This window comes from Aliidiomarina shirensis (assembly GCF_003987345.1).
Classification (GTDB): Bacteria; Pseudomonadota; Gammaproteobacteria; order Enterobacterales; family Alteromonadaceae; genus Aliidiomarina; species Aliidiomarina shirensis.
The window spans coordinates 626900-639986 of the sequence record NZ_PIPP01000002.1 but is presented as its reverse complement, the minus strand read 5'-3'; the positions used below and the strand labels follow the sequence as shown (position 1 = coordinate 639986).

The 13087-nt window shown below is 46.4% G+C and carries 11 protein-coding genes; 4 read left to right on the top strand and 7 right to left on the bottom strand.

Translation table 11 applies throughout. From position 1 onward, the window contains the following. Nucleotide 1: 1 nt before the first annotated feature. Nucleotides 2–682 carry a 2OG-Fe(II) oxygenase gene (locus tag CWE13_RS07010; protein WP_198677905.1) on the bottom strand — a complete coding sequence of 227 codons (681 nt, stop codon included), beginning with the start codon at nt 680–682 and terminating at the stop codon, nt 2–4. A 124-nt stretch (nt 683–806) separates the two neighbouring features. On the opposite strand from CWE13_RS07010, the gene mutM reads away from it, so the two are divergent. Further along, nucleotides 807–1616: a bifunctional DNA-formamidopyrimidine glycosylase/DNA-(apurinic or apyrimidinic site) lyase gene (mutM, locus tag CWE13_RS07005; protein WP_126807165.1), complete on the top strand. Its 810-nt coding sequence runs from the start codon at nt 807–809 to the stop codon at nt 1614–1616. Here the strand turns inward: mutM and bioH are convergent. Next, nucleotides 1592–2431, bottom strand: coding sequence for a pimeloyl-ACP methyl ester esterase BioH (gene bioH, locus CWE13_RS07000; RefSeq protein ID WP_126807163.1), 840 nt, complete (start codon nt 2429–2431; stop codon nt 1592–1594). The two genes, mutM and bioH, sit on opposite strands and share 25 nt — an antisense overlap. A gap of 45 nt (nt 2432–2476) precedes the next feature. On the opposite strand from bioH, the gene CWE13_RS06995 reads away from it, so the two are divergent. After that, nucleotides 2477–3172, top strand: a complete 696-nt coding sequence (locus CWE13_RS06995; protein WP_126807161.1) for a ComF family protein — start codon at nt 2477–2479, stop codon at nt 3170–3172. 23 nt (nt 3173–3195) lie between these two features. On the opposite strand, the gene CWE13_RS06990 is transcribed toward CWE13_RS06995, so the two are convergent. The 3 genes from CWE13_RS06990 to CWE13_RS06980 form a co-directional block, all read right to left on the bottom strand. Beyond that, nucleotides 3196–4119 (bottom strand): histone deacetylase family protein, encoded by a 924-nt coding sequence (locus tag CWE13_RS06990; RefSeq protein WP_126807159.1) that lies wholly within the window; start codon nt 4117–4119, stop codon nt 3196–3198. 19 nt (nt 4120–4138) lie between these two features. Then, the gene (locus tag CWE13_RS06985; RefSeq protein ID WP_241973648.1) at nt 4139–6031 is read right to left on the bottom strand and encodes a GNAT family N-acetyltransferase; all 1893 of its coding nucleotides are present in this window, start codon (nt 6029–6031) and stop codon (nt 4139–4141) included. Nucleotides 6032–6129: 98 nt separating this feature from the next. Next, a complete protein-coding gene (locus tag CWE13_RS06980; protein ID WP_126807157.1) occupies nt 6130–8766 on the bottom strand; it encodes a M14 family metallopeptidase in 2637 nt (878 codons plus the stop codon). 160 nt (nt 8767–8926) lie between these two features. On the opposite strand from CWE13_RS06980, the gene nfuA reads away from it, so the two are divergent. Further along, complete coding sequence (gene nfuA, locus CWE13_RS06975) at nt 8927–9505, top strand: Fe-S biogenesis protein NfuA (protein WP_126807156.1); 579 nt, start codon at nt 8927–8929, stop codon at nt 9503–9505. Between the two features lie 39 nt (nt 9506–9544). Here nfuA and CWE13_RS06970 read toward each other — a convergent pair whose 3' ends face one another. Further along, nucleotides 9545–10168, bottom strand: coding sequence for a hypothetical protein (locus CWE13_RS06970; protein WP_126807154.1), 624 nt, complete (start codon nt 10166–10168; stop codon nt 9545–9547). Nucleotides 10169–10258: 90 nt separating this feature from the next. Between CWE13_RS06970 and CWE13_RS06965 the strand changes: the two genes are divergently transcribed. Beyond that, the gene (locus tag CWE13_RS06965; protein WP_126807152.1) at nt 10259–11656 is read left to right on the top strand and encodes a DUF4397 domain-containing protein; all 1398 of its coding nucleotides are present in this window, start codon (nt 10259–10261) and stop codon (nt 11654–11656) included. 85 nt (nt 11657–11741) lie between these two features. Here the strand turns inward: CWE13_RS06965 and CWE13_RS06960 are convergent, their stop codons facing one another. Continuing rightward, entirely contained in the window at nt 11742–13067 is a 1326-nt protein-coding gene (locus CWE13_RS06960; protein ID WP_126807150.1) for an MATE family efflux transporter, read from the bottom strand. Nucleotides 13068–13087: the final 20 nt, after the last annotated feature.

Genomic DNA, 13087 nt, shown 5'->3' with positions numbered 1-13087 from the left:
TTTATACCGGAGGATCTACCCTGTGCGCGTTCGATGCATTGTGGCGGAACCAGCCAGTTATGCTGAACCGCTCTCGATAAGCGGTTTTTACTTCGTGCACGAAAGTATCGCTTAAAAACACCACTAGCGTATTTTGTTTCGGCAATACCGTTTCCAGTATTTCGTCGTTTGCCCCATAAATAACTAATTCTCCACCATCTTCGGCACGCCACTCCGGATTTAAATAATACACCGTAGTAAGCACGCGGTTGCTGCGGCCTTTAAATGCATCTAAGTGCTTTTTATAAAATGCGCCGGGTTGGTAGCGTGCTAGGTGGCACTCATAGTCGAATAATCCCATGAAGAGGCGGCGGTTCAGGCGTACCCGTAAGTTGTTCAGGGTGTTTAAATAAATAGCCTCAGCGGGTACTTCGGGGTGTAGCCAACGAATCTGATCACTGCGCACGCGCGTATTCAATGTATGCTGTTGCTCACGGCCAATACCGGCAATATTCCAATCAGGTTCGCTAAGGTTTGCCGCATAGTTATAGAGTGCGGCGGCTTCGTGATTTGGTAAAAAATTCTCAATGATCACATAGCCAAAATCGGCGAGCGCATCGAACTGAGCAAGCCATTGCTCATCATCGATCTCGGTAGTGAGCTCGCCTTGTGCTTCATGCAGTGAATCAAGAACCGGGTTCATGTATGCTTTGTTTCCGTGAAATGCTGTGAAAATGCCACGTTTCGATTTATTCGGAGCGCTAATATACGTTTCAATAGCGCCCGAGGGTATAAAAATAGTTAGTTATAATTCAATTGGATAGTGTATGCCTGAATTACCAGAAGTTGAAGTAAGCCGTTTAGGGATTACGCCGCACGTATTACAGCAAAGAGTTAAAGCAGTTCGTGTATGGTTCCCCACCTTACGTTGGCCCATTCCAGAAACCGTGCAGTTACTGCAAGGTGAGGAGATAGTGGCTATTCGCCGGCGGGCAAAATATTTATTGCTAGATTGCGTGCACGGCACGCTCATTATTCACTTGGGAATGTCGGGAAAATTGCACGTACTTCCTACTGAGGCACCGCGGCAAAAGCATGATCACTTTGAGCTGGAACTTGAGAATGGCTATAGCTTACGCTTAAACGATGCAAGAAGGTTTGGTGCGGTGTTATGGCAAGCTCTTGATGAAACCCATGTGCTGCTTGCCAGCCTTGGCCCCGAACCTTTAACCGATGATTTTGATGGTGCCCGATTGTTCGCACTTTCTCGTGGCAAGGCTACGCCGGTGAAAAGCTTTATTATGGATAATGCGATCGTGGTGGGAGTAGGCAACATTTATGCCAACGAAGCATTATTTGCTACGGGTATTGATCCACGCCGAGCGGCTGGCAAAGTGAGCAAGGCACGATACCAGCGGCTGGCTGATGTAATCAAAGTGGTTCTTGCTCGCGCCATTCAACAAGGTGGTACAACGTTAAAAGATTTCACCCAAGCCGATGGTAAACCGGGGTATTTTAAGCAGGAGCTGGCGGTTTATGGCCGCGCCGGAGAACCTTGCTTAAACTGCGAAACGATTATAAAACAAGTTCGCATTGGTCAGCGGAACTCGTTTTACTGCCCTAAGTGCCAACGATAGAGTTCAGCAACGAACTTATCGGGTTCTGTGAAAAACGGTGCGTGTGCACTTTCATTAAATTGAATGGGTGCAGGCGCATTGATCATGTTTGGTGCAAGCGCTTGCGGCTCAGAAAAGGTACTTGGCAGATATTGCGTTACCGCATCGCTAGTTGCAACAGGTACTAGGCTATCCCGTCGGCCATACATGCGCAATAAGGGCACTGAAAGCTGCGCTATGGATTCGCGAAGATCAACCTCTGCCAACCAACGCAATCCTGCAATTAAAGCCTGAGGATGCGGTTCTGGACGCTCCGCAAGTAATTTACGCATGGTTTTAATTTCTTCTCGCGCTGCAGGGCTACCTAATGCCTGCACCGCCAGAAAGCGTTCGAGTGTTTTTTGGAAATCGTTGGTGAGTTGATAGCGAAACGCTTCTAAGGTTTCTTGTTTAATTCCCGGCCAATCGCCACGTGCCATAAAGCAGGGTGAACTGGATATCGTAGTAAGACGCTTAATATACGTTGGATAATCAAGCGCCATTTGGGTAGCGAATAAACCGCCTAAAGACCAGCCCGCCAAATGAAAAGGCTTCTCGATGCAATCAATTAATTGCTCCATCACGCGCGAACATGCCTGTTGAAAATCGTCATCACCTGCGTTCCAACCTGATTCACCAAAACCTGGAAGATCAACGGTAATCACTTGAAATCGTTGCACGAGAAGTTCACGAATAGGAAACCAAATCGCTTGGTTCAACCCCCAGCCATGGAGTAACACGATAGGCTCGCCAGAACCTTGTACGTTAAGGCTCAAATTTGCGGAATGCTTTGCCATTAATAACTACCTTGAATTTGAATGCTGTAACGGGAGATAGTGGCTATGTTAAAGCTTTGGCAAGAATTGCGCAAAATCGGAAACAGCGGAATATGTTGGTTGTGTGAGCAACCTGCGGTTTTGCAGTTTGGTGTTTGCGAATTCTGCTTCACCGATTTACCGCGCTTGCCACCGCGTTGTTGTGGTGATTTAGCAGCGCAGCTAAACCACGAACAAAAGCCGATTAGCCCCTGCCGTTTATGGTGTGCTGCACTTTCGTACGAAAACCCGGTAACGCGCTGGGTGCAGCAGTATAAATATAGCCGCCAGCCCGCTTTGGCCGATTGTTTTGCGCCTTTATTAGCCGCGCAAGTAGTGAGTTTGTATCGGCAGGAAAAGATCTATTTACCCGATGCCCTAGTGCCGGTGCCGTTAGGGAATTTGCGCTGGTATAAACGTGGTTATAACCAAGCTGGTATTATTGCGGAGAAGCTCGGCCAAATACTAGGTATTCCCGTTATCTATCCGATGCGCAGGCGCCCCACGCGCGCGAGCCACCGCTTAACCGCAGCTGAACGGAAAACAAATGTCAGCGGAGCATTTCGATGTATTGAAAAACCAGGCTATGCCCGGCTCGCCATTATCGATGATGTGATTACGAGCGGCGCAACAGTAAACGCCGTTGCGGCTGCATTAAAACAACAGAGGCCTTGTTTAGTAGATGCTTGGGCTCTGGCCTATACACCGAAAAAACGTACGTAAACGCAGCTGAAGGTTAATCTTGGTTATGAAATGCCTTTTAAAAACGCGACTACACTGCGGCCCAGAGAACTCATATCGTACCCGCCCTCAAGCATAGCCAATATGCGCCCTTGGCAATGGTTATCAGCGAGCTTTTTCAATTCCTTGCCGATCCAAAAATAATCATCTTCGCGCAAATTGAATTGCGACATATCATCTTCCATGTGGCCATCAAAGCCAGCTGACACCAAAATAAGATCAGGCGCAAAAGCATCAATAGCCGGAAACCAGCGTTCAGCCACTGCAGCTTGCCATTCAAATCCTTCCGAACCGGCAGGCATAGGAATATTGATAATGTGAGGGCTAATGGTATCAGCCCCAGTGTTTGGGTAGAGCGGGTGTTCAAACGACGAGCAAAATAGCACGCGCTCATCTTGGCTAAAAATATCTTCGGTGCCATTGCCGTGGTGGACGTCGAAATCAACAATAGCAATACGCGCAACCGGATATTTCGCCATAGCATAGCAGGCTGCTACGGCGATATTGTTAAATACACAAAAGCCCATAGCGGCGCTACGAGTAGCGTGGTGGCCGGGTGGCCGTACCGCGCAAAAGGCTTTTTGATTATCGCTTGTCATAATTTCGTCAATGCCGTTAATGCCACTGCCAGCAGCGTGCAGAAAGGCTTGTAATGAGCCGCTACTCATCAGGGTGTCAGGATCAAGCCAGATGTGCTCCTCGTCGTTTTGGGGAGCTCTAGCGAAGACATCGTTTACGTAGCTAACATCGTGAGCGCGATATAAATCTTCCTTGCGCGCGGGCGTGGCTTCTTTTTGCGTTAATACATACTCCATACCAGAGCGAATCAATTGATCATTTACAGCGCCCAATCGCTCGGGGCACTCTGGGTGAACTTCAGTAACCTTGTGCAGGTTACAAGCGCTATGGCTAAATACGGTAATCGACATTACTCACCACACCTCAACGTTAGGTTTTGATTAATGAAAGCTCTAAATTGACTTCACCTGGCTCGTCTGCTGGCGTTCGAACAAATCCAGCTTTCTCAAATACTGCCAACATCTTCTGATTTTCAGCTCGAACATAAGCGAGCATAGTTTTCACACCGCGAATTTTGGCGATACGAATCATTTCAGTTAGTAACAATTTAGCCATGCCTTTGCCTTGATTGTTTTCTCGAGTTACGAAGGCTGCTTCACAGTTCTCACCATCGCGGCTCAGGTAGTAGCGGCCCACAGCTTGTATTTGTGACATGGATCCTTTCTGGCGCACGATACATAATGCGAGATCTTTGGATTGGTCAACGCTCACGAGATTACACGATTTTTCTCGGTTCATCTGAGTAGGAATCGTGTTGTAACGCATTTGCAGGGTTTCTTTGGTGTGGGAATAGAAAAACTCTTGTAGGCGCCGTTCATCACTCGGGTTTAACGGGCGCAAATCGTATGCTTCGCCGTTGATATCAATTTTCTTAAAGCCCACATCGCCGAGCTCAGGAATTTCGACTGGCGTGTGCACCTGATAATGAGGAACATAATAGTGTTTACGCACTTCTTCGAGTAATTGCGGACGGAACTTTGGATGCGCTACACGAATGAGCTCAAGTGCTCGTTCGCGGATACTTTTTCCGCGTAAAGAGGCCACTCCAAATTCAGTGACTACGTAATATACATGCGCTCGCGAGGTTACCACGCCACCACCTTCGGTAATATGCGGCACAATGCGCGATATAGTACCGTTTTCTGCGGTTGAAGGCAGTGCGATTACAGGCTTCCCGCCTTGGCTCATAGAAGCGCCACGGCTGAAATCCACTTGGCCGCCGATACCTGAGTAGAACTGATAGCCGATGGAATCGGATACAACTTGCCCGGTTAAATCGACTTCAATGGCACTGTTAATCGAGATCATATTCTCGTTGCGTGAAATATTGGCCGGTGAATTTACATACTCGCTGGGATAAAAGCCGATATGCGGATTGTGATTCACATAATCATATAAGCGTTGCGTGCCAATACAAAAACTCGTGACTACTTTATGTTGATGGAAAGTTTTCTTGCGGTTGTTAATAACCCCACTGAGCATCAGCTCCATAATGCCATCGGTAATGAGTTCACTGTGTACACCAAGATCTTTATGGTTATTTAAATATCGCAGTGTAGCTTCACATACTTTTCCAAAGCCTATCTGAATGGTGGCACCATCATTGATTAAAAGCGAAACATATTGGCCAACGCGTTCGGTAACCGGATCGAGCTCCGGAGGATGAATTTCTAACAATGGTTCGCTGGCATAGAAAAGAGCATCGATCTGCCCACGGTGAATAAAGGCTTGGCCAAAAGTTACTGGCATTTGCGGGTTTACTTGGGCAATAACCATTTTTGCGCTGCGTAAAGCGGCGGAAACGATATCCACGGAAACACCCAAAGAATGATAGCCGTGCTCATCGGCAGGGCTCACCATAATGAGTGCCGCATCGAGCGGGAGTATTTCATCGGTGAAGAGTGAGGGAATATCCGACATAAACGCCGGCGTATAATCAGCGCGACCTTCAGCCACCGCTTTACGAACTTGCTCACCGCCGATAAAGAGCGTGTTTACCTTAAAATTCCGCAGGTACTTGGGTTCAGCCCATTGGTTATCGCCAAATGCGGCTACTTGCACAATTTCTACATCGTGTAGGTAATTACTGTTGGCAAGTAAGTTATGGATGAGAGCGTGGGGGACAGCAGCATGTGAGCCGATAAAAATACGTTGGCCAGATTTAATTAGGTCGGGCCATTTAGCCGGTTTTCCTTGAAAGCGAAGTTGCCCAGCAACAGCTCGGTTAGGCTTGTGTGGTGAATCTGCTTGCTCGTTTGGCATTGCGGTTCCTTACTGAAAACACCCCTAGGCGAAACAAAAAGTTTCACGTAGGGGTGGATAATATCAGTCAGCGCCGCACTATATCAGCAAAATAGATATTAATGAGCGTGCGCGTCCTCGTCTTCTTCCTCTTCTTCTTCATCACCAGCGGTGCCGTAGGCATATTGGCTAAAGAAGATAGCATTCGCCATTAGTTTTGAGGTTCCCCAGAAGTATCCACGGAAATTCACGTTATCGGCGAAACCTATCACACGACCGCCACCATAACGGTGCGCAAGTACTGTGGTGCGCTCGCTCAGTACTTCCCGGTTGCCTTGTGAAGTATAGCCTGCGAACACGGGTTCTTCTGCGTATTTCGCCACATCTACGAACGGACTTTCGCTGTTCGTGAAGGCAATAGTACTATTTTTGAACATCGGCAACGTTTCCCGAGTGAAACCTACCGTTAAAGGATGGCTTAAATCGAGTGTGCTATTGAAAATAGCACCTGCAATACGTTGTTGGCCGAAGTAATCATTGCGATCACCATAAGTGAGGCCTTCCGTGCTGAATTTTGCGCGGAATTCATCACTAGGAACAACCGTTGTTGATAGCAAGTCATTTTCGCTCATCCATCGAGCGCCGCCTTTCTGCCCTATTAATGTGCCACCGCTACGCACCCACTGTTGCAATTCGCCTTTGAAGCGATCGCTTAAGTTACGGTGATTACCATCAACTAAAACAATGTGGGTATACCGGCTAATATCTGAGCGATCTAAACGTTGGGTTTCGATCATGGTTACTGGGATATTTAAATCTCTATCAAAGTAATACCAAGTTTCACCCGCTTCTTGCAGATTAACGCCATCGCCTATCACCAACATTACTTTTGGTTCGGTGGCGGGACGAATACTTCCGCTACCAACATCCATACCTACGGTAGAGGTCATGCCGCTCGTAATTGTGTGAACGCGAACGCGGTTTGCATCGGCTAATTCTGCGAGTGCCGATTGCACTTCTTGCCATGGTTTTTCTTGATATGCACGCGTTACGATTACTGCGCCACGGCTAAATTGCTCACCGCCATTTGGCGTGTTGACGGTAATATCATCCACTGCTAACCGAGCATGAATCCCTTTTTTCAATAAGTGATTTAATACCCGCGGCGAAAAGTGGGGTTCCCAGCTAAAAATGTAGCCTACGTTGGTTTCAGCAAGCTCATTGGCTTCGAAATCACTGGCGCCATTCCATGCCGTGTCACCAACACGGAAGCGACGATTTTGGCGAACTTCACTGAATTCTACGTTGAATGCCATGGGTAATGTCCATGCAGATACATCGTAAAACGTATTATCTGGAAAATCTTGACGCGTTGTGAAAGCGCCTTTCAACAGACGATAGTTACGCTGGCGAATTGGAACATAGAAGGCTTCACCGGGGTTATAGGTTTCATCATTAACGCTAAAACTTTCAGTAACTGGGTATGCATCAATGTTATGAGCGCGCAGAATATTCAAAAGCTCATGCATACGGCCTTCATCTGCCTCTCTTAATAGGTAGCCATCAAAGTCTTCTTTCCGCGCGAGCTCCATATTTTCTTTAAAGAAGCGTTGTTGGTAATCAAGTAGCCACTCGCGTTCTGCAATCGCACCTTGAATAGTGGATAACGAAGTTACGAACTGATTGCGAATGGTGAACGGGAACGAAACATCACCGTTAATGGATTCTTGCAAATGCCCACGGGAAGACGCTTGTTCAAAGAGAATAGCCACGGTGCCTTGTGCATCAGGATAGCTAGAGCCTTTACCATAATAGAAATCATCAAAGGATTCTTCGGTGTAATACAGACTTTGAATTTCATCTAAAGCATCGCCGTGGAACTCAGCAAGACGTTCAGTTAAACGTACATTTTCATCGGGTGTAAGTGGATTTTTACGTGAAGGAATACCTGGCTGGAAGAAGTAGGTAGAATCCGTGCCCATTTCGTGATGATCGGTAAGTACGTTTGGCATCCACGCTTGATACGTAGCAATACGCGCCTGGGATTCAGGATGCTGCAGTAGTAACCAATCGCGGTTCAAATCGAACCAGTAATGGTTTTGGCGGCCACGTAACCAATCTTGCTGATGTTCGCGATGTTGGCTATCAGCGCCGGGTGTCATACTTTTATATTGGTTTACCCAAGTTGCGAAGCGCGCTAAGCCATCTGGGTTATACATTGGATCGAATAAGATTACGGTGTTATCTAACCAAGCATCTATTTCGGGTCCTTGCGCTGCAGCTAAGTAGTAAGCAGCGAGTACAGCAGCGTTCGAGCCAGATGATTCATCGCCGTGTACGCTATAACCCATATAAATAACCAAAGGCGCTTCTTTTGCATTTACACTTTGGCTTGGGTCAGAAACTGCTAAATGTTGCTGGCGCATTTCCTCTAGCCGATTTTGATTCTCAGGAGCACTGATTTTCAGCACCATCATTGGCCGAAACTCGTGGCTACGCCCCGTTATTTCTAAGGTAATGCGATCAGATTGCTCGGCAAGGATCTCCATGTACCGAGCGATTTGCTCTGGTCGAACGTGCCATTCACCCACCTCGAAGCCCAGCGCTTCAGCTGGTTTAGTGATGCTTTGATCATAGGTAACATTATTTGGAAGATAATAATCTAGGTCTGCCGCCAACGCTGAGCAACTCAGCGCAACGGTGGCCACTACAAATGCCGTGAAACGGCGATAAACTGAAAGGCTTGTGGTTTTCATCAAGTTCAACTCCTGATTTATGTTGCATTGAACTTAACAAATATAAGGGCTACAGCCAATAGAGTTACTATGCAATGACGCTCTGATGCGATAGAATAAACCCTACTAAATTACTCGGGTATCTGAATGCTCGGGAAGTATTGAATAGAAGGTGATGTGCATGATTACAATTTCTGAATCCGCTCAATCTCATTTTCGCGAATTATTAAGCCGCCAAGAAGACGGCACGAATATTCGTGTATTTGTGGTGAATCCGGGTCGGCCAAATGCAGAGTGCGGTGTATCTTATGCGCCACAAGATTCGGTAGAAGAGAGCGATATTCGTTTAAACTTCGAAGGCTTTGATGCGGTAGTAGATGCTGAAAGTGCTCCGTTCTTGCAGGAAGCAGAGATTGATTTTGTGCAGCAGGAACTTGGCTCACAGCTCACATTGAAAGCACCAAACGCAAAGGCTCAAAAAGTATCCGATGATGCAGAGCTGATCGAGCGTGTTGAATATGTAATTCAATCGGAAGTGAACCCGCAGCTTGCTAGCCATGGTGGACAAGTGATGGTGTCTGAAATCACCAGCGATGGCATTGCTATTTTACAATTCGGCGGCGGTTGTAATGGTTGCTCGATGGTTGATGTTACCTTGAAAGAAGGTATCGAAAAGCAATTATTAGAGCGTTTCCCTGGTGAATTGAATGGTGTTCGTGATATTACCGAGCATTCTCGTGGTGAACACTCATACTATTAATTTAACGAACGCTCGCTTTGTAGGTTTACGAAGTGAGCGTTAATTTGCCTCTGTTACTTCTAGCACAACATGGGCGAAATCATAATCTTCCTCGCGAAAAATCCGATATTTCCCGCCGAGCACGTTAATGTTGTCAATTTCTTCATGAATGAGGGTATTCGCGAAAGCTTCCGCTATATCTGCACTTGCACCATACACAAGAACATTGCAGCGAGTGTTGGAACATACAATAGAGATGGGTTGGATACGTTCCGTGCTGTTAATTTTTCGAAGCAAGGTTTGATGGCTTAGAAAAGCCGCTGAACTACCCAGCTTTCCGAGTAGCGAAATATTCGTTTCGATTATATTTGTTAAGTTTGCTTCGCTTTCTAAAAGTACTTCTATTTCTTTCGCAACTTGTTGTTCGGTAATGTCTGAGGGATCTTGAACGGTAGAGTTTTTATTTGATTCATCTGGTTCCGAATTATTTGCGCTTTCTGCTGGTAATGGTTGCTCACTTCGAACCACTATTTCGTCAGTATTTTGGCTATCTAAATGTAAAGATTGTGTATTTTTTGAATGATCTTTCGCAGGAGGATGGGGTTGTAAGCTCGTGCTAATAGCACCTAAAATCAATAGGATAAGAGTTACGCCGACAAAAAATGTTAGAATTGCTCTGAACATATTTGAGATCTTTTGTTAGTGATTTGTGATCCTGCTCATGCGTACCTCCCGTAAATAATCGTTGCTGACAATCAAAACGAGGATACGAACATGAACAGAATCACAAAAACACTGAGTGTTTCTGCTTTAGCATTAGCACTCGCAGCTTGTAACAGTAGCAGTGCACCTGAAGTAGAAACTCCAAACCCGCCAACCCCGGATCCACTTGGGGATTTTCAATTGCGTGTACATCATGCTGCAGCCGATGCTCCAGCCGTTAACATTACAGTAAACGGTGAGAACTTCTTAGAAAACGTAGATTATCAGGTATCTTCTGGTTTAGCTACGGTTGAAGAGGGTGATTATAGCGTCGGTGTTGACGCAATCTTACCTGATGATACGACGGCAACTGTAATTGGTCCACTTGACCTAGAACTTGATGCTGACACTCGTTATGACGTTTTCGCTTTAGGCTCTGTAGCCGAGGAAACACTTGAACCATTAGTAGTGGCAAACCCGATTTCGGATGTGGGTGATGGTAATGCACGTTTACAAGTGCTGCACGGTGTTCCAGTTGACCTAACGGTAGATGTGTTTGTAACCGAATTCGGCGCCGATTTAACAGCGGCACAGCCTACAGCAACGTTGGCATACCAAGATTATACCGACCAAGTAGAAGTAGTTGCTGGCGATTATCAGATTCGCATCACGGTAGCTGGAGATCCAGAAGCACTAGTGTTCGATTCTGGTGAAGTTTCATTGCCAGATGGTGCTGACTTATTTGTAACAGCAACGCCAAATGTTGCAGCCAATAGTTCAGATCGCCCAATCGCGTTGTTGCTTGCAGATGGCGAAGCCTCTTCAGTGCTCTATTCTGCGGATACGGGTGCTGACGTTCGAGTGGTTCACGCAGTTGCAGATGCACCGAACGTGGATGTGTTGGTTAACGATGGTGCTGCACTTACCGATGTGCCGTTCTTAGCATTCTCGGATTATATCAACCTTGCTGCTGATACTTACAACGTTAAAGTAAATGCTGCAGGCACCGATACTACGGTTATCGAAGCTGATTTACCGTTAGAAAACTCACTTCAATACAGTGTGTTGGCAGTTGGTGAATTAACTGAAGAAACTATTACAGCTGCTGTAATTCAAGATTTCAATCGCCGCATCGCTACTGCTGCGCAAGTACGCATCGTACACGCATCACCAGCAGCTGGCCCGGTTGATATCTATGTAACGGCTACAGATGATATTAGCGAAGCTACGCCAGCTTTCGCCGGAGTTGATTTCAACGCTGAAGATATCCAGTTCACAGGCAACGTTGCATTAACTCCGGGCGAGTATTTTGTAACTGTTACCTTAGCGGATACAAAAGACGCAGCGATTGGTCCGGTAATGTTAGATTTAGCCGGTGGCGGTTTGTACACGGCAATTGCTGTTGACGCTACAGGTGGTGGCTTATTACCACAGCTAATTCTAATGGACGACTTCGTTTCAGAAGAGTAATTTCCCCCTGGGCTTAGTTGTATTAGCCTTTTTGCCGCCCGCAAATTATTTGTGGGCGGCATTTTTATATCAGCCGTTTGTTTAATTAAACGAAAGATTCACGGTTTTGCCGTAGCCAAAACCACTGGCTTAACCCGCGGGCAGCCATAAATGCAGAAAGCGCCAACCAAAGCCCATGATTGTTCAGCTCAGTGAACCAGTTTGTTAATGCCCAAATCGGTAGGAACACACCTAAGGATGCTATTAGCATTGTATTTCGCATTGCCTTACTCGCCCCTAAACCAATGAATACGCCATCAAAGAAGTAGCTCCAGTGTGCCAGTAACGGCAGGGCGATTAGCCACGGCAAATATGTGCGGGCGTTTGCGATTACTTCAGGAATATTGGTAATTAACGCAATGATCTGTGAACCGAAACTCCAGAACACCAAACTATAAACACAAGCAAAGAGAATTGACCAAAGCAAGCATAGTCGATACCAACGCTGAATTTGGCTCGTACTTTTTTGTCCTTTGGCTTGACCGATAAGCGCTTCTACCGAATAAGCGATACCATCGAGACCAAGTGAGATTAATACCAAGAACTGCATCAAAACAGCATTCGCAGCAACAATGGTGGTCCCGTAATAGCTGGCATAACCAGTCATCATCACCATGCAAAGTTGCAGCGCCAGAGAGCGAATAAAGATATCTCCGTTCATGCGGGCGAGTAAAGTTAATCCATTCCATTGTAGCTTTGGAAGTCTACCTATATGTAAGTGCTTACTTACAATTAAAAGCCCTATGATCGCAGTGCTCCATTCAGCAGCGAATGAAGCCCAAGCGGCGCCATGAACGTGCATATCAAGGCCAATAATAAGAATTACATCGCCGACTACATTCACTAAATTTGTGAATATCACGAGGAACATTGCTGCTTTTGCTTGTTGCCGCCCGAGCAAAACGCCTAAAACAACTAAGTTGATGAGTGCAGCTGGAGCTGCCCAAACTCGGATTTGAATGTAATCTTGAGTTAACCCTAAAAGCTCTCCTTCTACTGAAAATAAAAACTCCAAAATAAACGGGAGCAGGGGAGATAGAAGGATAATACCGAGACCGATCACAAGCGCAAAAATGATGCCGTGTAGAAAGTGCTTTTGCTGGGCGTTGAGATCGTTTGCTCCGAATGCATTAGCAACCACGGCGGTAGTAGACATGCGCAGAAATACCGCAAGAAGATAGATAAAACTTAGGGTCATTGCGCCAAGGGCTACAGCGCTAAGGTAGATAGCATCCGGTAAATGCCCTATGATTGCGGTATCAATTAATCCCAACATGGGTGCCGAGATATTTGAGATCATCATCGGTAGCGCAATCGCAAAAATGCGCTGATGATCTTGCCAGCGGCCCAGCCATGTTGAGGATGTAGACATTTCTATTGCTCCGGAGATAC